The 24,514-nt window shown below is 53.8% G+C and carries 20 protein-coding genes; 9 read left to right on the top strand and 11 right to left on the bottom strand.

Features of this window, described 5'->3' with window-relative positions:
• Positions 1-3: 3 nt before the first annotated feature.
• A complete protein-coding gene (locus K0J45_RS08585; RefSeq protein WP_220044979.1) occupies positions 4-978 on the bottom strand; it encodes an alpha/beta hydrolase in 975 nt (324 codons plus the stop codon).
• A gap of 104 nt (positions 979-1,082) precedes the next feature.
• On the opposite strand from K0J45_RS08585, the gene K0J45_RS08580 reads away from it, so the two are divergent.
• The 3 genes from K0J45_RS08580 (at position 1,083) to K0J45_RS08570 (ending at position 6,054) form a co-directional block, all read left to right on the top strand.
• Positions 1,083-2,108, top strand: a complete 1,026-nt coding sequence (locus K0J45_RS08580) for an AraC family transcriptional regulator (protein WP_220044978.1) — start codon at positions 1,083-1,085, stop codon at positions 2,106-2,108.
• Between the two features lie 595 nt (positions 2,109-2,703).
• Positions 2,704-3,525, top strand: coding sequence for a DUF2797 domain-containing protein (locus K0J45_RS08575; protein ID WP_220044977.1), 822 nt, complete (start codon positions 2,704-2,706; stop codon positions 3,523-3,525).
• 396 nt (positions 3,526-3,921) lie between these two features.
• Positions 3,922-6,054 (top strand): TonB-dependent receptor, encoded by a 2,133-nt coding sequence (locus K0J45_RS08570; protein ID WP_220044976.1) that lies wholly within the window; start codon positions 3,922-3,924, stop codon positions 6,052-6,054.
• Between the two features lie 190 nt (positions 6,055-6,244).
• Here the strand turns inward: K0J45_RS08570 and K0J45_RS08565 are convergent, their stop codons facing one another.
• From K0J45_RS08565 to K0J45_RS08555, 3 genes are all read right to left on the bottom strand, one after another.
• Positions 6,245-6,748, bottom strand: coding sequence for a DUF2541 family protein (locus K0J45_RS08565; protein WP_220044975.1), 504 nt, complete (start codon positions 6,746-6,748; stop codon positions 6,245-6,247).
• 274 nt (positions 6,749-7,022) lie between these two features.
• Complete coding sequence (locus K0J45_RS08560) at positions 7,023-7,652, bottom strand: DUF4136 domain-containing protein (protein WP_220044974.1); 630 nt, start codon at positions 7,650-7,652, stop codon at positions 7,023-7,025.
• A gap of 315 nt (positions 7,653-7,967) precedes the next feature.
• Positions 7,968-10,862 carry a M9 family metallopeptidase gene (locus K0J45_RS08555; RefSeq protein ID WP_258406797.1) on the bottom strand — a complete coding sequence of 965 codons (2,895 nt, stop codon included), beginning with the start codon at positions 10,860-10,862 and terminating at the stop codon, positions 7,968-7,970.
• A 343-nt stretch (positions 10,863-11,205) separates the two neighbouring features.
• Here K0J45_RS08555 and K0J45_RS08550 point away from each other — a divergent pair, with 343 nt between their 5' ends.
• From K0J45_RS08550 to K0J45_RS08540, 3 genes are read left to right on the top strand one after another with little or no spacing between them, the layout of a single operon-like run.
• A complete protein-coding gene (locus K0J45_RS08550; RefSeq protein WP_220044973.1) occupies positions 11,206-11,802 on the top strand; it encodes a LysE family translocator in 597 nt (198 codons plus the stop codon).
• Positions 11,803-11,833: 31 nt separating this feature from the next.
• Positions 11,834-12,409: a DUF1415 domain-containing protein gene (locus tag K0J45_RS08545; RefSeq protein WP_220044972.1), complete on the top strand. Its 576-nt coding sequence runs from the start codon at positions 11,834-11,836 to the stop codon at positions 12,407-12,409.
• Between the two features lie 31 nt (positions 12,410-12,440).
• Positions 12,441-13,205, top strand: a complete 765-nt coding sequence (locus K0J45_RS08540) for a ribonuclease H1 domain-containing protein (protein ID WP_220044971.1) — start codon at positions 12,441-12,443, stop codon at positions 13,203-13,205.
• 43 nt (positions 13,206-13,248) lie between these two features.
• Here the strand turns inward: K0J45_RS08540 and K0J45_RS08535 are convergent, their stop codons facing one another.
• On the bottom strand, positions 13,249-14,739 hold the full coding sequence (locus K0J45_RS08535) for a sensor domain-containing diguanylate cyclase (RefSeq protein ID WP_220044970.1): 1,491 nt from the start codon (positions 14,737-14,739) through the stop codon (positions 13,249-13,251).
• 218 nt (positions 14,740-14,957) lie between these two features.
• Positions 14,958-15,428: an HPP family protein gene (locus K0J45_RS08530; RefSeq protein WP_011865479.1), complete on the bottom strand. Its 471-nt coding sequence runs from the start codon at positions 15,426-15,428 to the stop codon at positions 14,958-14,960.
• Between the two features lie 128 nt (positions 15,429-15,556).
• On the opposite strand from K0J45_RS08530, the gene K0J45_RS08525 reads away from it, so the two are divergent.
• The 3 genes from K0J45_RS08525 (at position 15,557) to K0J45_RS08515 (ending at position 18,036) form a co-directional block, all read left to right on the top strand.
• Positions 15,557-16,114 (top strand): TetR/AcrR family transcriptional regulator, encoded by a 558-nt coding sequence (locus tag K0J45_RS08525; RefSeq protein ID WP_220044969.1) that lies wholly within the window; start codon positions 15,557-15,559, stop codon positions 16,112-16,114.
• A gap of 59 nt (positions 16,115-16,173) precedes the next feature.
• Positions 16,174-16,602 (top strand): LETM1 domain-containing protein, encoded by a 429-nt coding sequence (locus K0J45_RS08520; protein ID WP_011865477.1) that lies wholly within the window; start codon positions 16,174-16,176, stop codon positions 16,600-16,602.
• A 72-nt stretch (positions 16,603-16,674) separates the two neighbouring features.
• The gene (locus K0J45_RS08515; protein WP_220044968.1) at positions 16,675-18,036 is read left to right on the top strand and encodes a leucyl aminopeptidase family protein; all 1,362 of its coding nucleotides are present in this window, start codon (positions 16,675-16,677) and stop codon (positions 18,034-18,036) included.
• Positions 18,037-18,159: 123 nt separating this feature from the next.
• Here K0J45_RS08515 and K0J45_RS08510 read toward each other — a convergent pair whose 3' ends face one another.
• The 5 genes from K0J45_RS08510 to mmsB all read right to left on the bottom strand — a co-directional run bounded on the left by K0J45_RS08510 (position 18,160) and on the right by mmsB (position 24,494).
• Positions 18,160-19,755, bottom strand: a complete 1,596-nt coding sequence (locus tag K0J45_RS08510) for an ABC-F family ATPase (RefSeq protein WP_011865475.1) — start codon at positions 19,753-19,755, stop codon at positions 18,160-18,162.
• A gap of 213 nt (positions 19,756-19,968) precedes the next feature.
• Positions 19,969-22,020: a S9 family peptidase gene (locus tag K0J45_RS08505; protein WP_220044967.1), complete on the bottom strand. Its 2,052-nt coding sequence runs from the start codon at positions 22,018-22,020 to the stop codon at positions 19,969-19,971.
• 9 nt (positions 22,021-22,029) lie between these two features.
• Positions 22,030-22,287 carry a hypothetical protein gene (locus K0J45_RS08500; RefSeq protein ID WP_220044966.1) on the bottom strand — a complete coding sequence of 86 codons (258 nt, stop codon included), beginning with the start codon at positions 22,285-22,287 and terminating at the stop codon, positions 22,030-22,032.
• Between the two features lie 544 nt (positions 22,288-22,831).
• Positions 22,832-23,590, bottom strand: coding sequence for an SDR family oxidoreductase (locus K0J45_RS08495; protein ID WP_011865472.1), 759 nt, complete (start codon positions 23,588-23,590; stop codon positions 22,832-22,834).
• A 4-nt stretch (positions 23,591-23,594) separates the two neighbouring features.
• On the bottom strand, positions 23,595-24,494 hold the full coding sequence (gene mmsB / locus K0J45_RS08490) for a 3-hydroxyisobutyrate dehydrogenase (protein WP_144198853.1): 900 nt from the start codon (positions 24,492-24,494) through the stop codon (positions 23,595-23,597).
• Positions 24,495-24,514: the final 20 nt, after the last annotated feature.

Genomic DNA, 24,514 nt, shown 5'->3' with positions numbered 1-24,514 from the left:
TCGTTACTCCTGCTGTTCTTTTCTACCAGTTATGCTGGGTATTTGATAGAAACTGTCAATCGCATCTACCATTTGTGAAAGACCTGGTTGTTCCAGTGGATAATGCCCCGCATTTTCAAGCAGGACTGTTTTTACAGGTACTTTATGGATGCGGCTTAAAAATAGTTTACTTAACTCAAGCGGAGTCCAACGATCATTGGCGGGCTGCGTTAACAGGATTGGGCAAATATCAAAGTCTTCCGCGGCAATTTCAGGTTGATAATGTATATATGAATCTAAAAAAGTCAGTGAAACTGAATTACCTGCTGAGGTTTTATCTTTCATAAAAACACGCAATGCTTCTTTGTCATTGACTAGGGTACTCATTTTACTTGCCCAGCTCATTGGCACACGGATAGCCGCCAACGGTGTTTTCGCCGCCAAATGTGTAATCGGTGTTCCTATACGGCTCATAAACAGATTACTTGCAACAGTATCTTTCACAGTTTGATTACTGGTATCAAGAAACGTCATACCAACGATGGCATTCACTTTTTTATTCTTCGCCGCGACATGATAAGTTAGCATCCCACCAGCACTTAAACCGTACAGCACAATTGGGCGATCATCTTTTACCAGTTCGGCATCAATCAGATCGCTGCCCGCCTGTACCCAATCGTCATAACGAATGACGTTACTTTTCCCGACTTGTGTCAAACCATAGCTGGGCATATCCACGGCAATAGTTTCATAGCCTCGCTCTGCTAGCGGCTTTCCTAAAATCAATGACATTTGTCGGCCGTTGGTTCCTACACCATGGAATAGAATCACCTTAATTTTCGCCTGTGGATTACGGTAAGTATCCAGGTGGATGTTGTTGCCTTGCCAGGCCCACCATTCTTCTTTAGGTGTCGTGGCACCGGTTAAATGCAGTTCTGTCGGCAGAAAATGTTGTATTGTTTTCCAAGCAGCCTGATTTTCGTACGTTGGCATATTCATGGTATAGACCTCTCTAGCATGGGATGGTTGTATTATCTATCTTGTACCAGTAGTTTCTCCATGCTAATTTAGGACAACTATTTTAGTTTTTAGGCCAAATTAACATGGAGAATGTGTGGGAATATTTGCGTAGCCCTTTTAGTATCAAAATTTTGTTAGATACTGGCATTGAGCTTGGTATACACCCTGCACAGCTAATGCGTGGTACGGGTCTTAGACTAGAGCAGGTCGATGATGCCAGCAGTGTCATATCTCCCCAGCAAGAACAACAATTGATTGAGAATTTGCTGCAACAGGCACCAGACCCTACTGGACTCGGTTTAGTCGTTGGTCTAAAGCACCAACTCACGACATACGGCATATTCGGTTACGGCATGATGTCCTGTGCGAATGGCGCTGAAGCTTTGAAGTTTGCCAAAGAGTTTCTGCCGCTTACGTTTACCTTTGTCAGTATGCAAGCAGTCATAGAATCAGACTGCGTTAAAATTATATTTGATAATCAGAAGCGATTTTCCCCGGAACTGCAACGATTTGTGCTGGAAAGAGCTATGTGCGCAAGTAGTCGTGTAATTGGTGATGTGTTAGGAGTAAATTTCCACTTAAATGAGTTTCATATGACATATCCCGCACACGATAATCAGCACTTATCCGTCCCTGACAACATTTTACGAGCCCAGATAACCTTTAATGCACACTCTAACTATATTTCATTTGGCCTTGCAGGGCTGCAGGCACCATTGCCGCAAGCTAATCCTCTAACCGCTTCAATGTGCCGACAACTGTGTCGCGAGCTATCGGAAAAACGCCATACTAAATTACACGTCAGCATGCTGATTACTGAATTATTGAAATCTGCGTCCAGTAATAACCTACCCATGTTGGCTGAGTTAGCCGACATACTGCATATCAGTGAACGGACACTAAAACGCAAGTTGCAAGCCGAGGGGACTTCCTTTAATAAAATTCTGGGTAAAGTCAAATTGGAAACAGCCGAACGGCTATTGACCAGTGATCGCAGTCTTACTCAAATAGCTGAGGAATTAGGTTTTTCAGATCTATCGACGTTTTCTCAAGCATATAAACGTTGGACTGGCATTGCGCCAAGCAAACAGAGAAAAATACTTAAATGAATCGCCACCGTTTCAGTCGTCACTTTCTAGCATTACAAAAATTAGGTCAACTCTGAACATACAGAACCATTAGCAGATCGAACACGTAACTCGAAATGGGGCAAAAATCAGTTAGCTTTCACGTCTTAAATGCACCAATACCGCCAAATCGAAGAGACGTTGGATACCGAGTGTAGATACGCCGGTGACCTTCGGTAGCAGGGCCGCTCTTTGACATCCATGTCATCGCGGCATTTGTGAGTCCATTCACGTCAGATGCTGTCGTAGAGCGGCCAGGGCCAAATATGTTCCCTGCATATTTTGGCATTCCCTCCATCCTTGGAGGTCAGATGGCGCACAGCGTGTCACAGGCGTATCTGCACATAAGCCCACCGCAGGTGATAGGTTGCCATGACGGTACGACCTTCAACTCATTTAATAAATGACCACGTCGCCAAATGCTAATCAAGCAAAAAAAATACCCCTCTCATCCCCATGGCAGCACCTAGATGCTGCGTCTACCATTTTCACCTTCCCCCCGTTAACTGATACACTCGTCACAAATTCACGAAGAGTCAGCGCAGCTGCGTATGACTCCAACGCAATTGAGAGTGTCATGCAAGGAACTTTGAAGAAAATGCGCACCAGGCTCGATGAGCAGGGCCTGGCCAGTTATCAGCTGCTTGTGGGCGACAATGAAGTCGAACTGAACCCCTTTATCGGTAGCAGTATCAAACTGGTCCATACCGGTAATATTTTCTGCTGTAATTGCGGCAAGAAGACCAAGAAGAGCTACTCCCAGGGCCACTGCTTCGTCTGCATGAAGAAGTTGGCGAGCTGCGATATGTGCATCATGAAACCCGAGACCTGCCATTTTGCCGAGGGCACCTGCCGCGAGCCCGAGTGGGGCGAGGCCAACTGTTTCGTACCCCACTATGTCTACCTCTCCAACACCTCGGGGCTCAAGGTGGGCATCACCCGCCATACACAACTGCCGACCCGCTGGATAGATCAGGGAGCGACCCAAGGCCTGCCAATCCTTAAGGTCTCCAGCCGTCAGCTGTCTGGCCTTATCGAGGTGGAGCTGGCCAAGATGATCGCCGATAAGACCAACTGGCGCGCCATGCTAAAAGGCAATGCCGAGCCTTTACCGCTCAAACAACACGCCGAAGAGCTGCTGCCACAGATTGAGCAGCACATTCACAGCCTGGCGATGGCCCATGGTGAATACGCCATCGAGCGGTTGAATGAAGAGATAGTGGCCATCGACTATCCGGTGAGCGAGTTCCCCACCAAGATAGCCTCTCACAACTTCGACAAGGATCCGGTAGTTAGCGGCACCCTATTGGGGATCAAGGGGCAATACCTGATCTTCGACACCGGAGTGATCAACCTGCGTAAATTTACCGCCTACGAGGTCAGCTTCGAGGCCGAGTGACCTGAGATTTCGTGACTAAGATGCCCGCGCCTACATACCCGTGCCTGCATATCTAAGTTATGCAGGCATTTTCATCGCCAATCTAATGTAAATTTTTCGATAAGCTCTGGTGCAGTTCTTTATCCAAGTTCAGGGTGTTAAAGCGCCGCTACGCCGCTTGAAGAAATGTCACTTACAGCACTGCCGTCCCCCTTCCCACAGCGAACACTTCCACCAAATCAAATCGCGACGCCAAACGCGATTCCAAACGCGATTCCAAACGCGATTCCAAACGCGAAGCTAGCCGACACAAAAATGTAACATATGTAAATCCCGAGCAAACTTAAATGATAATCTATATCATTCGCATCAAATTAATGTTCAACCTTTTTTCGTACTTAACCTTAGGATAATTTGATGCCCGCTCACCTTCCTTTAAAGAGATCACCTTTGGCCCTCTACACCAGCCTCTTCTGCCTTGGGCTGATGAGTCAAACGGCCGTTGCCGCCGATGCCAGCATAGAACGCATTATTGTCACGGGTAGCCGCAGCGCCGAGAGCATAGAGGAGGTGCCCTCTTCGGTGACCCTGATCGACAACAAGACCCTGGCGCAAGATATGTTGATCACCTCTGAATTGCAGAACATGCTGGCGTTTCGCGTGCCGGGCATGGCCCCCAGCACAGGCACCTCGAGTAATGCCGGTCAGACACTGCGTGGCCGTAAGGCACTGGTGATGATCGACGGCGTACCTCAGTCTACCCCGCTGAGAAACGGCAGCCTGGGCATTCGCTCTATCGATCCCAGCGCAATTGAGCGCATCGAGGTGATCAAGGGTGCAACCTCCATCTATGGCAACGGCGCCTCGGGCGGGATCATCAACTACATCACCAAGACCCCAAGCAGCGATGCCAAGGCCAGCATTGAGCTGGGCGCCTCCAGTAAATTCAGTGCGGTCAAGTTTGAAGACAGCGCAGGTTACCGCTATCACGCTAGCGTGGATGGCACCCTGGATAAGTTCAGCTATGTGGTCAGCGCCGCCGAGGAGGAGACAGGGCTCGAATATGACGCCGAGGGCGATATCATAGGCTTGATCTACGGCCTGTCGGAAACCAAGTCGCAAAACCTGTTCACTAAGCTGGCCTATGAGTTTGACAGCGAGAAGCAGGTGCAGCTGACCTACAACTACTATGAGGCGCAGCAAAACGCCGATCTCATGGATGTTACCGGCAGCGTCAACAGCGGCGAGAAAACCTACGCCATCAAGAGCAGTGAACCTAAGCCGGGCGTACCTCAGGGGCCGCGAGGCAACCACAACCTGATGCTGAAATACACAGATCAGGAGATCTTCAACCAGACCCAGCTCACCTTGGACGCCTACTACCAGAAGATCGAAAACATGTTCTTCTACTCAGCCGCGCTGGCCAACCCCAGCGAAGGCTATGATGGCGGGCAATCGCTAATTCGCTCAGAGAAGCGTGGCCTGCGAGTCAACCTCAACAGCTACGCCGACTGGGATAATGTGTCGGCCAGCTTCATCTATGGAATCGATGCCCTGAACGATGTCAGCTCACAGCCGCTAAACGATGGCCGCATCTGGGTACCCGAGATGGACATGAGCAACCTGGCGGGTTATCTACAAACCAAGTTGACCATTCATGATGACTGGATTGTCAAAGCTGGCGTGCGCCACGACAGAGTCGATATCGCCATAGACGATTACAAGACCCTCAAGGTGTGCCGCAGCGCCGACACCTGCTCAGTGCCATTCGACGTTAAGGGCGGCGAGCTTAACTTCACCTCCACCACCTATAACCTGGGCCTGCGCTATCAGCTAGACGACGCCTTCAGCCCGTTTGCCAGCTTCTCACAGGGGGCAGACATCTCAGATCTTGGCCGCCTGCTGCGTACCGCCACGGTGAATGATATCTCGCTGATCCAGACAGAGGCGTCGATCGTCGACAACTATGAGGTGGGTTTCTCGGGCCATTACGACAAGCTAAGCTATGAGCTGGCGGCGTATCGCAGCACCTCAGAGCTGGGCACCAGCAACGCCTATGACGCCGCAACCGGGGTCTACATGCCGGTGCGCGCACCGCAGAAGATCTGGGGCTATGAGGCGCAGCTGGCCTACCAATGGCTGGACAATCTAGCCACAGACATGAGCTACAGCTGGGTCGAGGGTAAAGACACTGAGAAGGATATCTATTTAGATGGCCAGGTGATCTCGGCGCCTAAGTTTACCGCCTCTATCAATTGGCAGCCGATCGACGATGCTAACATCGCCATCAACTACTTGTATGTGGGCGATCGCAAGCGCTTCGAGACGGTCGACGGCCAGTATGTAGGCGCCCAGGGGCCGGTGAGTCACTACAACCTGGTGAATCTCAGCAGCAGCTATCAGCTGGATAACTGGCAGTTTAGCCTAGGGGTCGAGAACCTGTTAAATGAAGATTACTACTCGGCGCGTTCACAGGCCTTTACCTATGCGGGCTACAACACCAAGGGCCTTGGCACCACCATCAACCTTGGCGTGAAGACACGTTTCTAACCGATACAAGAGCGCCGCCCAGTTACCCGGCGGCGCTTTTTCCGACTCCTGCGGTAGAGAGTTAGTAAGAATGTGTTAGCAAGAGTGTGTTAGCAAGCGAGTGTTAGCAAGAATGCGTTAGTGAACATATGAGAGCGTACGCTAATGCCTGTATTTTCTTACGTGTTAGTAGCTTAGCCTTCTCACAACACTAGTCTTTGTCGCTTGCCTGCTCTTTATCGCTCGCTTTTTCCTTGCCTAGCACAGTGATCTTGCCCTTCTTGGCAACCCCGGCTAACCCCAGCGCCTGACTGCCAACACTGTCATAAGCCAGCTCGATACGCTCGAGATGCCCCTCGCTCTTAGGCACTGTGATGGCGCGGCTCGACAGCCCATTGGTCAAGACACCGAGATTGTCCACCTTCTTCGACTCGCCATCGCTCATAAAGAGCTCGATCTGTTTTAGGTTAACTGTGCCCTGATCGCACCTGAGTTTGATGCTGGTAAGATTCTGCTCCTTGCGCCCCAGCTTAACCTTATCCACCTCGGCCTTATAGTCGACCGTCTTCTGGGCTAGCTCACGCCACTCGGACGCCAGCGCCCGGTTGGCCGTCAGCGGCGTTAGCAGCACTAGGCCCATCAAGAACGAGCCAACCAGGGGCAAAGACTTACTGCCGAAAACCCGTGAGAGATGATGTTTAAAAGATGACGACATGGCGATACTCCTTATCTGATAAATGACTTGCTATAGGCCTGGGACCAACTTCACCGCTACTTTGTGTGTTCACATTGACTGCACTCAATTTAGTGAACACGCAGGCCGGTAATAATTCAACTTACTTCTAGTAAAGCTTAATCCTTCCTACTAAGCCCCATTAACCCTAGCAAACCCTAGTAAATCCTATCGGCTTCGGCCAATCAGATGACTTTAAGGGTGCGCGAACACAGCCTTACGAGCTTCTGGCTAACAAGCTTCTGGCTAAGACTGATTAAGGGGTCTGCGGCACCTCGCTGAGCATCTTATTGATCACCCGAGTAAGCCTCTCGTCGGCCTGCTGCGCCGCCAGGGTGCTGTCTTGATTTAACGGGGTAAATCCCTGGGCTAACACCCGCCAGCTAGGCTCCATCAATCTAGGGTCGAACACCAAAAGTAGCACTGAGCCTTTCTCGAAGCGGCGCATATCCACCCCTTGGGCCGATACGCCCGGCACTAGTCCGACTTTCTGCAGGATCTCACCATCGCTCATGGTATCGCCGAGGGCCACGCCATAGCCGATCAAGAGATCTGGCGAATCCGATGCCAGCACCTGTCGATAGCCCTTGGCCTGCATCACGCCTGTGATGGCGCCACGCATGCGGGATTTTAGCTGTTCCGGCTTTACCTCTTCCCCCACATTGAGTAGCTCGAAATCTGGGTGCAGGGCAAATGCCTGTGCATCTTGGCTAGCTTGCCCCTGGATGAAGCTCAAATCCCCGCTGGCCACCAGGGTCAGACGATCCTCGGGCGCCATCGACAGTTGTAGAGGCTCCTCCTGAGTCACGCTACAGGCGGTCACGCCGGTTATCAGCAACAGACCCAGGCCCAAGTTCAGGCTCAGTTTTAACAAGCTAGATTTCATTTCGGCTCCTCGTCCTTAATAGGAATCATCCTTCACAGAGATAGTCGGATTGGACCAAGTATAAGCGAAAGATCATGAACCTAGGCTGACAAAACGTTAACAATCATCTTGCTAAGTGATACCACAACAGCCAAAACCAATGGCCAAAACCAATGGCCAAAGCCAGCAGCCATAAGAGAAGATGAAAGAAGATAAAAGAAGATGAGCGAATAAGAGCCTGAGCGAGGCAGATAAAAAAACGCCGGCAATATGCCGACGTTTTTAGCTTAGAGAAACTGAGAACAACTTAGTGCAACTTAGTTAAAAACTCAGTGCCTAGTTGCTCTCCAGGGTAACCACTAAACTGGCGCCACTGCTTGAGGGCGCACCATCGGCGCTGACATAGAACCAGCCTTCGGCGGGTGAAACGACGCGGATCTGCTCACCATTACCGACGTTTTCCGACTTGAACTGATAAGCCGTCGGGCTCGCCCAGGTTGCTGCGTTGGCGTAGAGATTCAGATCGCCACTACCATGGGCGGTGTTGATCTCGATAGTCGCCGTATTGGCCGGCACATAGAAGTAGTAGCTGGAATGGCCGTCGGCCACACACACAGCCTGACCAAACTCCACCCCGCCATAACTGTAAGGGCTTTCGCTCAGGCAGGCATCCGCCACCTGAGGCGAACCGTTATCCGGCGTGGTGCCGGCACTCTGGCTGATCTTGAGGCTGACGCCCTCAAAAGGCGTCACGGCTACCGTCGAGAGATAGACCCAACCGCGGTTGGCGACCACGCTGATCAGCTCCTCGTTACCGCTGTTTTGTGACTTCACCTCATAGTCGCTCGCGCTCGCCCAAGTCTGCTGGTTAAAGTAGATATCCAGATCGCCCTCACCGCCCGTGGTGGTGATATAGAGCTGAGTATTATCCTGCTCGACATAGGTGTAGTAGTAGTTCACCCCTGTGCCTGCCACACACTCGGCCTGCTCCTGGGTAATATTGCCGTCGCTGATGGTTGCGGCGCCGCAGTTCCCCGTCTGCCCACCACCATTGGCCGCATCGGCGTTATCGCCGATACCGTTACCATTCTCGTCCGCCCACTCGGTCGGATCGTTGGGGAAGGCATCTTCGCTGTCGATCACCCCGTCGCCATCGCTGTCGACCGGAGTGACTATGCCACCATCGAGCGGCGTATCGTTACTACTCACCGTCAGCAGCCAGCTGTTCCACTCTGCGTCATAGTTCGTGCCGATAGTGTTGTCGATATAGCTGAGCCAGGCCGAGGTATCTCCGGCGCGGGCGTGAACTAACAAAGCGTCCACATCGCTTCTGTGCTGCTCGAACAGGAAGCGCACCGCCAGATAGCCCCAACGATAGACCCTGTCGGTACCGCTGTCATAGGTGTTGGACAAGATCTCGCTCAGGCTAAATTCCTGGCTGCGGCCGATATCGATCGCCTCATCGTAGCGATTCTGATGGGAGATATATTCGGCGAGGCCCTCGGCCCACCACACTGACTTACCCGTGTCGACATCGAAGTAGTTAAAGGCGCCGTAAAGATTGAAGCGACCATCTAAGTAGTGCACATATTCGTGTCTCAGGTTCCACACCAGGATGTCATCGGTCCAAGTGGCCTCGTGGGCGATAAAACGTGCCTGATTGTCGGGATCCGACGGCGTGCCTTCCAGGTACATGCCGCCGTTATCTGTGTTGATGCCGAAGATGATACCCGCGTAGACATCATAGTCGTCATAGCTGTCGAAGATATTGACCTGCAGATCTTCGTTGTAGTCGTCCGCCACGGGCTCGCCACCGGTTGCCAGGATCTGATGGAACATCCCCTCTTCCTCACCCATGAGATCGCAAGAGGCCTGCAGCTCCTGATCCGTCAGCTGCTGAGCGCGGATCTTGATGGTGTCCGAGCAGCTGTAGTGGATAGCAAGCACGCTGGCTTCCACTTCATCCTCCCAGCCGCAGATGCCAAAGCTGTCGCACTGGCCAGGGTTGTAGTAATCCAGATAACCGGCCGCATCCACCCACTGCTTAGACAGACGGTTAAACTTGGCCATATATTGCTGCACGCCGCTGTTGAGGGCCGTTTTCAGGCTATCTGGCAGTTTCCAGTAGGCCTGATACTCGTAGAAACGGCCAAACTCGTGAAAGGCATCCGAGGACTCGAAGGCATACTCTGAGTTGATGATGTAGTCCGAGGTCGCCACCTTAAGCAAGGCGGCGCGCAGGGCATCATACTCCATCGACGCCTTGGTATATGTTTCATCCCAGTTGCCGCGATACAGGGTGGTGAGCGCCTTGGTCAGCGCGCTTCTGTGGTACCAGGACGCCAGATGCTGCTCGCTAAACTGATTCAGATAATCGGTGATCACGGCCACCGAATCATAGTAGTTGTAGGAGCTGTCCCAGGCGATGAAATACTCCTGCAGGGTGTTGCCCTGCATGTCGCTCAGGCTGTTAAAGGCCGGGTTCTTGGCATATTCCAGCAGCAGCTCACGCATGGCATCGCTAGCGCGGCTGTCACCATAGCTGAGATCATCGTTGTAATACTCTATGTAGAAGGCGCCGCGCAGGAAGTAGAACAGGTTAAACAGCTCGCCGCCGGTACTGCTGTCGTAACTTGCGGCAGTTGCCTTGGCCAGATTCGCCACGGCCACCACGTTGTCTGCCTGATACACCTTGACCGCGGTGGCATCGTTGCGAGAATAGAGCTCGGAGATACAGGAAAACTCCGCCTGGCGAACAAAATCGTACAGCGCCTGGCCACTCAGGCTATCGAACTGGCTGTAACCGTTACAGGCATCCGCCTCGGCCGCTGGCCCGGTCGCGCCTTGATTGCCCTTCATGCCCGGCAGCGCCGATTGCCCCTTGCTCCCCTTCTCCAATTTGCTATCACGCTTCTCAGGCCTCACACCTTCGCCCTGCTCCGCATCACGTGCCCCTATGGGCTTGCGCGCAGAATTGTCGAATCGAGAACTCGCAGCGGCCTTGTCGGCAGACTGCTTCATCTTCTGGGCAGGTGCCAGCTGGGTTGGCGGCGCGGCTTTTGTCGACGGCGCGGCTTTTGTTGAAAGCGGGCCCTTTACATCCTTTGCCGGCATGCCTTGTGCCTGAACATCTTGAGCGTGCAGCACCAGCGGAGTGGCCAGTAGCGAGCAGGCCAGGGCCAGCGCGGTTGGGGTGAAGCGGCGAGCGCCGCCTAGTGTTTTATTTGTCATATTGGTCTCCAGACCGAACGACCATTAAAGGCCGCTCATTACTCAGGTTGAATTAGCCCGGTTCGCCTTCTCTGAGGCGTTATATCGAGCGATTAGCACATCCTTGTTAACCCAGAGTTAACAATTTATGGCAACTCTGTTATATTTTATACAATATATTATTGCAAGTGCTCGGTAGGAGATTTACATTAGGAATATGCAAATTACCACAGAGATAATCTGACAAAATTAATTTTTACAGTAAGTTATAGCGAAATTTCGGAAATGAAAAAATTTGCTGGTCAGCAGAGACAAGCCTTGAGATCATAGCGCTTCGACTAAACACCTTAGAGACACGCCGTTCATGGAACTGGTTTTCGCCATCGCCCTATTTGCCTTTTCCTCGGGGATCACCCCCGGGCCCAACAACATCATGTTGATGACCTCTGGGGTAAACTTTGGCATCCGCCTGAGCCTGCCCCATCTGGCGGGGATCTGCATCGGCTTTCCCTGCATGGTACTGGCGATTGGACTTGGGCTGAGCGCCGTGTTTCAGGCCTATCCTTTGCTGCACCTTATCATCAAGTATGTCGGCATCGCTTACCTGCTCTACCTGGCCTGGTTGATTGCCAACAGCAGCAGCCGCATGGAGGGCAAACAGACGGCAAAGCCCCTCTCCTTCCTGCAAGCCGCGGCCTTTCAGTGGGTCAACCCTAAGGGCTGGATCATGGCCGTCGGTGCCATCGCCACCTTTACCGTGATGGACAAGCCGCTGACGCCTCAGGTGCTCACCATCGCCAGCGTCTTCTTCAGCGTCGCCCTGCCCTGCGCCCTGGTGTGGCTCGGCTTCGGCGTGGCGCTCAAGCGGCTACTTAAGCATCAGGGTCAGCAAAAAGCCTTTAACATCGCCATGGCGCTCTTGCTTGTGGCCTCTATCATCCCTATGATCTCTCCTCAATAACCCACACAAAACCGCATCATAGGGAGCAGCCGTGGCAGCGACTGAGCGCAATCACAACGCCGAAGAAAAAGGCGTCGCCTTAGCCACCCAGAATTGGGTCGAGAAGGTGATCATGAAGTACAACATCTGCCCCTTCGCCCGCCGGGAAGTGGAGCGCAACAGCATACGCTACAAGGTGGTGGAACAACATCAGCTAGAAGCCGTACTAAACGCGCTGATCGACGAGTGCCACTACCTCGAGGAGCATCCGCAAACCGAGACAACCCTGTTTATCCTGCCGCGAGGCTTCGAAGGCTTTTATCACTATCTGGATCTGGTGGATATCGCCAACGCATTGCTGATCGATCAGGGCTTCGAGGGGGTGTTTCAACTGGCCAGTTTCCACCCCGACTACTGCTTCGATGGCGAGCCACAAGACAGCGCCGCCAACTACACCAACCGCGCCCCTTATCCCACCTTGCACATCATTCGTGAGGCAAGCATGGAGCGCGCCCTAGCCGACTATGAGGATCCCGAGTCGATCCCCGAGCGCAACATCGCCTTTGCCGAGCGTAAGGGCGAGGCCTTCTTCGTCAAGCTGCTGCAAAGCTGCAAGCAAGACGACTGACCCAAGCGCAAAAAACAAGAGGGAGAGACAGATGGCAAGCAAATATTATGTTGTGTGGGCAGGACGCGAGACCGGCATCTTTACCAGTTGGCCCCAGACCAAGGCACTGGTCGATGGCTTTGCCGGCGCGCGTTATAAGTCGTTTAAGACCCAGACAGAAGCCGAGGCCGCCTTTGGCGCTGGTAAAGGCCAATCCGCCGCAGGCAGCAAGGGGACTAGCAGCAAGGCTAAACCAGCGTCATCCAAACCAAGCAAGTCCGCCGTTAGCGAGCAGCCAGACAGCGATATCGATATCTATACCGATGGCGGCTGCGAGCCCAATCCAGGTGAGGCGGGTTCTGGCCTGGCGCTCTATAAAAAAGGCGAGTTAGCCGAGCTCTGGTATGGACTCTACAACCCCAATGGCACCAACAACACCGCCGAGTTAAACGCCCTGCATCAGGCGCTCTTGATGGCCAGGCAATACCTTGAGCAGGGGCTTAGCGTGCATATTCACAGCGACTCCCAATATGCCATCAAGTGTATCTCCCTGTGGGCCTATGGCTGGAAGGCTAATGGCTGGCGCCGTAAGACGGGTGAGATAGCGAACTTAAGCGTGATCCAAGAGGCTCATGAGCTGTACGATAGCCTGAAGGATAAGCTGAAGCTAAGCCATGTGGCGGCGCATGTAGGGATTGAGGGCAACGAGCTGGCCGATCGAATGTCTATCTACACCATAGAGAGCAAGGAAACCCGCTTTAACCGCTATCAGCAGCCGTTGGATGTTCCTGCCCTGTTGGCGATGCGGGCGGGATAAGCTTTTACATCATTTTTTATGACAGAGAGTTAAATTAGCTGCGTTATATCACTACCACGCAGTCGCGGCCGCTCTCCTTGGCGCGGTAGAGGGCCTGATCGGCGTGGTTGAACAGGCAATCTTGCTTGTCGTCCTGACAATAGACAGAGACACCGGCGCTTAAGGTTATGGCCACGGGGAAATCTATCCCCTGGCTGCGGCGCTTCACCTCTTGCCTGAGCTTGTCGGCAAAATGCTTGGCGCCCTCTTTGTCGGTGTCTTCCAGGATGATCACAAACTCCTCGCCCCCCCAGCGGCCGACAAAGTCAGTCTTACGTATGGCGTCGCTGAAGATCTTGGCCACCCGCTGCAACACATCGTCGCCCACCAGATGGCCATGTTTATCGTTGACCGCCTTGAAGTGATCGATATCGAAGATACACACCGCAAGCGGGGTCTGCTGACGATTGCTGCGGCTGATGGCCGCCGCCAGCTGGCGGTTAATGGCGCGGCGGTTGGCGACCTTTGTCAGGGGATCGGTATTGGCCTGGGACTTGTACTGCATCTCATCGCTGAGATCTTTGATCACCACGATGCTGTGCTTCTCATCCCCCACCCCATAGGTAGCGATAGAGATGCTGGCGGGAAACACGTCACCGTTAAGCTTCTTGCCATAGAAGATGGTGTTACGCTGGGACATGGGCTGCACACGGTCGGATTTTTGAAACTCCAGGCGCAGCTTCTTGTGCTTCTCCTTGGTGGCGCTGGGCACCAGGTCGTCGACATTGATCTTGTTGAGCGCCCGCTCAGAAAAACCAAACAGGCGCATGGTCTCGCGATTGGCGGAGATGATGGTGCCGTGTTCGTTCACCGAGAAGATGGCATTGGGGGCGCAGCGGAAGATCACCTCGAGATCCTTAAGCTTGATCGCCAGGCGTCTATTCACATAACGGATAAAGCTAAACACTAAGATGCTCACCAACACCAGGGCGCAGAGGATCACCAGCAGCATATGATTCACACGCTGATGGGCGCTGCCAGCCTGCTCGAACAGGCTGTTAGGGCTTTGGGCGTGGCTTGAGAGTATGGCCTCTATCGCCTCAATAGCCGGAGTATCATCGACGCGAACCACCCGGTCGATATCCGCCACCGACTGCTTCTCCTCCAGCATCTGCCTGAGTTTAGGCAGGTTATGGCGATATTGGCTGACCACAGACTGGATCGCACGCACCTCGGCAGTATGCTCGGGCGCCCTTTGCAGGTACTTCTGCAGCGAGTCCAACCCCAGCTCAATTTCGGTTTCCGCCCGCCTGAGATAGCTCAAATCCTGGCGGATCACCGCATTCTTAAAGTCGTGGATAAAGCCGCCGTAACCCAGGGCTACCATGGCGTCGTTGAAATAGGCGGTCTTCTCCAGCGCCTCATAGGTGTGGCGTTTCCAGTCGCGCTGAGACTGATCTATGCTGGCCATCAGGATAGAGAAGGCCCCCACCAGAAAGACGACATATAAGATGGCCAGACTATAGATTTTGAACGGCTTAAATGGGTGGTGCATTCACTCTTCATCCTTTTGCCGAGCGGCCTGCGCTGACGAGCCCATGGGTAAGGGGCGACTTCAACCAAGTCCAGTTAAAGTCCAGCTATAGACCTCTATGCCAAATCGCTCACCCGTGACCAAATCAAAAGTATAGCCTATACCAATCTAGCCTACTGAAATTACGCACAAAAGTTGTATCTTGCCCTAGCCATAAGTACAGACTTTTAAAGGATGATCTAATCCAGCGCCGCGCGCTGCTGCCGCTCCAGGCGTTTGTGCATCAGGGCGATCAGTTTACCCACAAGTACTATGATCAAGGCGCCGGACAACACGGGGGAAACCAGAAAACTCCAATCCTGCCCGGTTAACATCACCAGCAGTGGCGTGGCGCCCGCCGGTGGATGGGTCGTCTTGGTGAGCAGCATGCCGCTGACCGCGAGCCCGGTCGCGATCGCCAGGGTCAAGGGGCTCACCCCGACATAGTGAACGAAATAGAGGCCGATCGCACAGGTCAGCAGATGACCGAAGATCACGTTCTTCGGCTGGGCCAAGGGGCTGTCCGGGACCCCAAACACCAATACCGCGGTAGCGCCGAAAGGCACCATGAGCAGCACTATGTCCGACTGCAGGGTTTCTGCAAAGGATAACAGGCCGATGGCCAAGGCGGCCCCCAGGCCAGAGATTAACGCAAATGCCAGTTTATTCATCTTGATCTCTTAACTCCCTTATATAAACAAGCCTGATGTTGGCAAGCCTTGTGTAGACAAGTCTGTCTACCTGCAAGAGTAGACAACTTGGTCTACCGATGTCAAGATATAAAAAAAGCGAGGCTAAGATGACAGATAAGAGACAGTTGCTAATCGATACCGCCCTCTCCCTCTTTACCGAGCGGGGCATCAATCTTGTGGGGATCAACGAGGTGCTTAAGGTCTCCGGGGTCGCCAAGAAGACCCTGTATCATCACTTCAGCAGCAAGGAAGCCCTGATAGTGGCGGTGCTCGAAACCCGTCACCAGATCTTCATCCACTGGCTGGAGGAGCGCCTTACGCCAGCTCAGGACGATCTCGGCGTGATCGATGCACTGTTTAGTGCGTTGGATGACTGGTTTAACGACCGGGTACCCGAGCTGAGTCAGTTTCACGGCTGCCTGTTTATCAACTCCGCCATCGAATGTGGCGACTGCCGCTGTCAGGTATCGCGCTTCGCCAAGTTCCATAAACAGGCGGTTCGAGAATTGATTGGCAGGCGCCTTTCCCAGCCAAACGAAGCCCTGTTAGACCTTATCTGCCTGATGAAAGAGGGCGCCATCGTTTCGGCCATGGTGAGCCAAGATAAAGGCGCCGCCCTTCGCAGCCAGACCCTGTTGCAACGTCTGGCACCGAGCCTCATCTAAGGCAAAAAGAGTGTCAGGAAAAGATAGGTCTTGCGCTGGGCTTATGAGACAATCGCGCCATGAAAATTTATCGTAAATTACATAAGGCCCCCTTCAGGGTGCTGCGCATCAGTCGACGCCGCTTCGGTCTACGTTTAAAACGTGACATGTTGGTGCTCAAAGATGCCCTGGCCCAGGAGAAACAGGAGACCAAGGATATGCTGGTCGCCTATGGTCGTTACACCCGCAAGCAGGCCAGCAAGGAAGAGTTACGGCTGGCCAACCAGCAGCTGGCGGATCTGATCAAAGGCCTGGGCCTTGGGGTGTTTGCCGTGCTGCCCTTTGCCCCCATCACCATTCCTGTGGTGGTGAAACTGGGTAAGTTGGTCGGCGTCGAGGTGCTGCCCAGCTCCTTCAATAATCTCTCAGAACGCAAGGCCCAGCTGAGCCGTGAAGCCCGGGCCAATAAGCGCGCCCTGGACGCTGTCGAAAAAGCCAGCAATGAATGATGCGCCGCTTTCACCCCGAGGGGCTGACATGCTAATCTAAGTTGAATTTTGACCTCAACAAGATGATGCCCAATGACTCAACTACTCCTCTCTGGTTCCGAAGGGATCCCACTGACGCTACTCGCGGCAAATGACTATAACGATTGGCTAAACGGCCAGGATAAACCGGTTCAAAACTGGCTAGGCAGCACCCAATACAAGGGCAAGGGCCTCAGCCTAATTCCAGGCACTGACGGCAGCCTCAGCCAGGTGCTCTATGTGAGCGACGACAAAGACTCCCACTGGGTGTGTGGCGATCTGGTTAACGAACTACCGGCCGGCCAATACCTGCTGGAAGCCGATGCCCAGACCTGTAAGCTGGCGGCCTTTAGCTGGGCCTTAGGTGCCTACAAGTTTGACCGTTATAAGGCCAATGACAAGGTCTACCCTCAGCTGGTGCTCCGCGATGCCGAGCTGGTTGAGCAGACACTCAAGATGGCGCGCTCTGTCTCTATCGTGCGCGATCTGGTCAACACCCCTGCCGCCGACATGATGCCTCAGCACCTGGGCGAGACCATGGAGTCACTGGCAAGCGAGTTTGGCGCCAAGGTCACTCAGATCGTCGGTGACGACCTGCTGACCCACAACTACCCTACTATCCACATGGTTGGCCGCGCCAGCCACAACGCGCCGCGCCTGATCGATCTCACCTGGGGCGATGAAGACGCGCCTAAGGTCACCCTAGTGGGTAAAGGGGTCTGTTTCGACTCGGGCGGACTGGATCTTAAACCTGGCGCCGGCATGCGCCTGATGAAGAAAGATATGGGCGGCGCCGCTCATGTTATCGGCTTAGCCCATCAGATCATGGCCGCCGAGCTGCCGGTACGCCTGCGCGTATTGGTGCCAGCGGTGGAAAACGCCGTTTCGGCCAATGCCTTCCGCCCGGGTGATGTGATCACCACCCGCAAGGGCCTCACGGTTGAGATTGACAACACGGACGCCGAAGGCCGTCTGGTGCTGTGTGATGCCCTCGCCGAAGCCAACAGCGACAAGCCTGAGCTGCTGATCGATTTTGCCACCCTGACAGGCGCCATGCGCATCGCCCTGGGCACTGAGCTGCCTGGCTTCTTCAGCAACGACGACGAAGTCGCCGCTGGCATCACGGCCTCTGGCCTGACGGTTGAAGATCCCGTGTGGCGCATGCCACTGCACAAGCCTTACTTTGACCTGACCGGCAGCGATATTGCCGACTTAGCCAACTGTGGCAAAGTGCCCTTCGGCGGCGCCATCACGGCGGCCCTCTATCTGGAAGCCTTCGTCGATGAGGAGATCAGCTGGACTCACTTCGACGTCATGGCCTGGAATACCCGTAAGCTACCGGGTCGCCCTATCGGCGGCGAAGCATTTGGGATCCGCGCCGTGTTCGACTATCTGGCAAATCGCTTCGCCAAGTAACGACGGTTTAGTTAAACGAGAGTTAGACGTTAAAAAAAGTTAGACGATAAAAAAAGTCAGGCGATAAAAAAAGCCCAAGTCTTTAATCACTTGGGCTTTTTATTAGGCAAGATACCTAATCGATTATTCCTCTACGCCTTTGCTGCGCAGGAATTCATCATAGGTACCCTTGAAGTCGTTCACGCCCTGTGGGGTGATCTCTATGATGCGGGTGGCCAGCGACGATACGAAGGCGCGGTCGTGACTGACGAAGATCAGTGTACCTTCATACATCTCCAGCGCGTTGTTGAGCGACTCAATAGATTCCATATCCAAGTGGTTGGTCGGCTCATCCATCACCAAAATGTTTGGCTTTTGCATGATCAGCTTACCAAACAGCATACGGCCCTTCTCACCACCTGAGAGTACACGTACCGACTTCTTAATATCGTCTGAGCTGAACAGCATACGACCGAGGTAACCACGTACACTCTGATCGTCATCTTCCGGTTTACGCCACTGACTCATCCAATCAAACAGTGTCATGTCGTTTTCGAAATCCGATTCATGATCCTGCGCGTAGTAACCGATGGCCGAGTTTTCAGACCACTGAATGGTACCTGTATCTTGCGGGATATCGTGGATCAGGGTACGCAGCATGGTGGTCTTACCCACACCGTTCTCACCCAGTACCGCGATGCGCTCGCCCACTTCGGCGATCAGGTTAAAGTCTTTGAACAGTGGGCCGTCGTCATAACCCTTAGACAGCTCCTCAACCACCAAGGCGTTACGGAACAGCTTCTTCTCCTGCTCGAAACGGATGAAGGGGTTGACGCGGCTTGAGGCCTTAACCTCTTCCAGCTTGATCTTCTCAATCTGCTTGGCACGAGAGGTCGCCTGCTTCGCCTTAGAGGCGTTGGCCGAGAAACGCGCCACGAAGCCTTGTAGCTCGGCGATCTGCGCCTTCTTCTTGGCGTTATCGGAAAGTAGACGCTCACGCGCCTGGCTCGCTGCCGTCATGTATTCATCATAGTTACCCGGATAAACACGCAGCTCACCATAGTCGAGATCCGCCATATGGGTACAGACAGAGTTGAGGAAGTATCTGTCGTGCGAGATGATGATCATTGTGCTGTTACGCTGGTTAAGCATCTCTTGCAACCAGCGGATGGTGTCGATATCCAGGTTGTTGGTGGGTTCGTCGAGCAGCAGTACATCGGGATCGCTAAACAGCGCCTGGGCCAGCAGCACACGCAGCTTGAAACCTGGAGCGATTTCGCTCATCAGACCGAAGTGTTGCTCCAGTGGAATACCCACACCCAGCAGCAGCTCGCCGGCGCGGCTTTCTGCGGTGTAACCGTCCATCTCGGCAAATTCCATCTCCAGCTCGGCCACCTTGATGCCATCTTCTTCGCTCATCTCAGGTAGCGAATAGATGCGGTCACGCTCTTGTTTCACCTTCCACAGCTCGGTGTGGCCCATGATCACGGTATCGACCACGTTAAACTCTTCGTAACCAAACTGGTTCTGGCTCAGCTTACCCAGACGCTCGTTCACATCCAGAGAGACGTTGCCCGATGTTGGCTCGAGTTCGCCGCCGAGGATCTTCATGAAGGTTGATTTACCACAACCGTTGGCACCGATAAGGCCGTAACGGTTACCGCCGCCAAATTTTACTGAGATGTTTTCAAACAGCGGCTTAGAGCCAAACTGCATGGTGATGTTAGCTGTCGTGATCAATGTGAAATTCCGAAAATAGTAGTTAAGCGAAGTGACGCCTGTTTGAGTCTAGTAGCTTACTCAACAAACACCCTATCGGCTGCCGATGACAAGCTGATGAAAAACTGCGCTAAAGGGATATTTTAAAGCGCGCTACTATAGCCACTTTAGGGGATTTTAGCAACTTAAGCGGGCGATTTTCCGCCGCTTTTCCGCTTAGTTTCTCTGCCGTCTTTAATGGCCTAGGGCGAGCGCGTTATCTATGGTCAGCGGACTCAGCTTATCGGCTGGCGTGAAGCCAAACACCTGACCATAAAAGGATAATTCGGCGTTGAGCGCGGCGATGCGATTCAACGGCTTCTTCACCCCGTGGCCCTCATCGTCAAATTGCAAGTAGGCCACGGGTACGCCCCGGCGTTTCAGCGCGGCATAGATGGCCTCTGACTGCCTCGCGGGCACGATAGGATCCTTGGCCCCCTGCACCAGCAGCAGCGGCGCCTTGAGATCGTCTAAGTGATATAAAGGCGAGCGCTGACGATAGAGGGGTGAGTTAGGTTTAAGCTCCCCCACCAGATGATGCAGATAGCCCTGCTCAAACTTATGGGTCTCCCGATCAAGGGCCTCGAGATCGCTGATCCCCGAGTAGACCACACCAGCCTTGAAGGTATGATAGAACGCCATCGCCGAGAGCACGCTAAAGCCGCCGGCGCTCATGCCGCGAATGGCTACCTTGTCGGCATCCACCCAGCCCTTGTCCATCACATAATCGGCCGCCTCGATAGCATCTTCCACCTCGGCCCTGCCCCACAGGCCATAGAGACTCTGACGATAGTCTCGGCCAAAACCTGAGCTACCACGGTAGTTGACATCCAGCACCGCGAAGCCGCGACTGGTCCAGAACTGGATATCCCGGCGAAAACTCAGGCTGGCTCGCCAGGTAGGCCCGCCATGCAACATGACGATCAGCGGCGGGCGTTGATCGTCCGGCGCGATATAATCTGGGTTCATGGGGCCGTAGAAGTAGCCATAAACCGGCAGCCCACTGATGTCTGAGGTAAACTGTATGGACTCGGCGCGTGAGATGTAGCGAGGGTCGAGGGGCGTCACCCTGGGCCCATATACCCACTCGACGCCCCGACCCCGAATGCGATAGATCCCCTTCTCCGGTGTTATCTTACTGCCGATGAAATAGACGCCGTCCGGCCCCTTAACCACCTGTTTAACCTCGGCAAACTCGGCGGCAATCGACTCACTGATCCCCAGCTGGGTATGCAGCCTAAGCAGGTATGTCCTGCCCTCTGTCTGCACGCTGGCGATCAGCTGCTCCTCAGACTCGAAGGCATAGCTGTGGTTGCCCAGCAGCCAGTCGGGCCGGGCAAACTCACCTGCCAGCTCTAGCACAGGCTGAGCCTCGCCCTCAGGCGTGATGCGATAGAGGTTCCACCAGTTGTTGAAATCGGCCACCACATAGAGCTCACCGCCGGGGCTGTAGAGCGGCTGAGTGATGGCGCCTTGAAGATTGGCTAGCAGGCGTCTTGGATTCTTGATGCCGCCCTTGGGGTCGAGATCGGCTACCCAGAGCTCAGTGTTATCCCAGGGCATATTTGGTTGCTGCCAGCTTATCCAGGCCAGCTGGCGATTATCCGGTGAGACACGGGGCGCGGCGTAAAAATCACTACCGCTGACCAAAGTCTCACCTTCGTTTTCAAAATTGAGGTTTAACGCTACTATACTGGCGGTGGGATCCCCTGCCAGGCGGTGATCTTCGCGCACACAGATGATGCGCGAACCTTTAGGGTAAGAGACACAGTCGGCGTGACGCGTATCTGCTGGCGTTAGGGCCACGGGCGCCTGATTGGGGGCGATACGGTAGAGGCGCTGATCGTCACTTTTCACCGCAAACAGGCTGTTGCCTATGGCCAGCACGGGGGCGCCGCCATACTCGTGCACCCGGCTCTTCACATCGAATTCGGGAGCTATGATGCTCGCTACCTCCCCCTTTGACGTGAGCTTATTGACCCCCACCTTGCCGCCGCGTTCTGCGTCTGCCTGGGTGAAATAGAGCCCGCCCTCCATGGGCCTGAGGACGCCGAAGCTGTCCGAGGGGGCATAGACCTGCTTGGCGGAGAGCACCGAGTGCCAGCTGCCGTAGTCGGCGATAAAACGGCCGCTACGCTTATCTCGGGGCTGCTCGGGAGGCTCGACCTGAAAAAGGCGCATCGAGAGTACGGCGGCCACGGCCACCATGATCAGCACCAGAGTCAGGTTTTTGAACCGTCGCGCCATAGTCTTACTTCACTTGAATTTACGCCAAAAGAATAACTTACGTCGCAACCACAGGAGAGTGAGCCTCTGCTTCTCACCGCTGAGGCCGAAGTAGATGCAGAGCCAGGGGGAGATCAGAATATACCAGGGCAAGAAGCTGGCCGTAGACTGGGTTATCAGCAGAAAGAAGAAACCAGCATAGATCACCACCACCCCAATGACACCCACGATTAGCATCAGTGTCTTAGTTGCTTGTTCAAACCATATCATCTTTCTTTTATTACTCATAAGGTTATACCAATCGTGGTAAATAACTGATCATGCTAGCTTGTTAAAACCTCCGATAACGGCGTTACGCTTTTTGATTGTAGAATAACTACTTATCGAAAATCCTGCCTTGTTCTCGACCGTTTTTCCCGGGCTATTTCTGATCACTTACTTACCGTGATTGGTATTAGGGAAGGTGCGAACAAGTCATCGCACAGCTCTGGCTTTGATAGCAGCGACAGTTCAAGGCATTCAACTGAGGGCATGCCGAGGCCTGCTGAAGTTGAATAACGCCGAAATGGTGTTGCTATCAAAGCCCCGCAGGGCGAGGCTTACAGCGGTATTTTCTGCGTTACAGTTCTTGCGAAGGACTAGGGCCATTCGCTGCAAACTGTGCCTTGCATCTATCCACTTTAAGCACACGCAGAGCAAGCACGGGACTTATTCGCACCTTCCTTAGATTACATCAAGTGGCACGCCTTAGCACATAGCGCCTTTACCAAGGATAGGCGTCGCCATAAAAAAACGGGCACTGGGCCCGTTTCGCACAACTAAAATGAACGACTTAGATGCGGATACCGCCGTCTATTTCGAACACGCGACCGTTTACATAGTCGTTTTCGATGATGAACTTAACGGTAGAGGCGATTTCGCTTGCCTGGCCCAGACGTCCAACCGGCACCATCTTCTCCAGACGCTCCAGCGCCTCAGGCTTCATCGCCGCCGTCATCTCAGTCTCGATAACACCCGGCGCCACAGCGGCGCTACGGATATTGTAGCGTGCCAGCTCTTTCGCCCAGCCCACAGACATGGCGGCTACGCCCGCCTTAGAGGCCGCGTAGTTGGTCTGGCCAATGTTACCGGCCTTCGCCAGGCTAGAGATGTTAACGATAACACCCTGCTGCTTAGAGGTGATCATGGCCGCCGCGGCTTCACGTCCGCAGAGGAATGAGCCGGTCAGGTTTACATTGATCACCGCCTGGAACTGCGCCAGCGACATGCGATCAGTCACCTCACCCTCTTTGGCCTTCACCAGCATGCCATCGAGCAGGATCCCCGCGTTGTTGACCAGCACGTTGACCTGGCCGAAATCTTCGAGGATATAACCGAAACCAGCCACCACATCTTCTTCATCGGTAATGTCGAAGGCGTAACCTTGCACCTCAGTGGTATCGCCGATGTCGGCACAGGCGCGCTCTAGCTTCTCCTGATCCACATCGATAAGTGCCAGCTTGGCACCCGCAGCGGCAAGTTCTTGGGCCATCGCAAAACCTAAACCACCGGCACCACCTGTGATGACAACAACCTTATCTTTTAAATCCATCAACTTACCCTTTTTTATTAAACTGCTCAAAAATACTGGAGAAATCACGTTTACCATTGCCCTGGCGGGCATGATTCACGTACAGGCTACGGGCCAAGGCGCCCATTGGGGTGCTCGAGTTAGAGAGCAAGGCCGCCTCCTGGGACAGACCTAAGTCTTTCACCATAAGATCAACCATGAATCCACCCTGGTAACCATTTGATGATGGCACGTTTTCCATCACATCTGGACAAGGATTATATTTATCTAGCGTCCAATTACCACCACTACTGACCTTCATGATCTCTGAGAGCACCTTAGGATCCAGTCCGTGGTCGATCCCCATCTGAATCGACTCGCTGGTGCCGACCATCAAAACAGACAAGAGCATGTTATTACAGATCTTGGCCACCTGACCGGCGCCAGGGCCACCTGCGTGGAAGATATTGGCGCCCATAACATTCAGCACGCCTTGGGCCTGCTCGAAGGCGGTATCGCTGCCGCCACAGATGAAGGTCAGGGTGCCAGCCGCTGCACCGGCTGTGCCGCCCGATACTGGCGCGTCGATAAACTCGAGCCCCTTGGCCTTGGCCTGTTCGGCGACAAAGCGCGCGCTCTCGGCGTCTATGGTAGAACAGTCGATGAGCAGGGTGCCGTCGGCCACCACATCTATAATGCCTTTGTTCTGCTCGTCTCCCAGATAGAGACTGCGTACATGCTTGCCCGCAGGCAACATGGTGATCACCACATCGGCCGCCGCCGCTGCCGCGCAGGCACTCGGCGCCTGCATGGCGCCCTCCTCGACCACATGGCTCAGGGCCGCCTGAGAGAGATCGAAGGCCTTAACCGTGTAGCCAGCCTTCACCAGGTTGACCGCCATCGGGCCACCCATGTTACCTAATCCGATAAATGCAACTGTATTCATGTTTTGCTCCTTTTCCTCAG

The organism is Shewanella alkalitolerans, assembly GCF_019457575.1.
Classification (GTDB): domain Bacteria; phylum Pseudomonadota; class Gammaproteobacteria; order Enterobacterales; family Shewanellaceae; genus Shewanella; species Shewanella loihica.
Note: the sequence above shows the minus strand (reverse complement) of the source record. Positions and strands in the feature narration are given on the sequence as shown.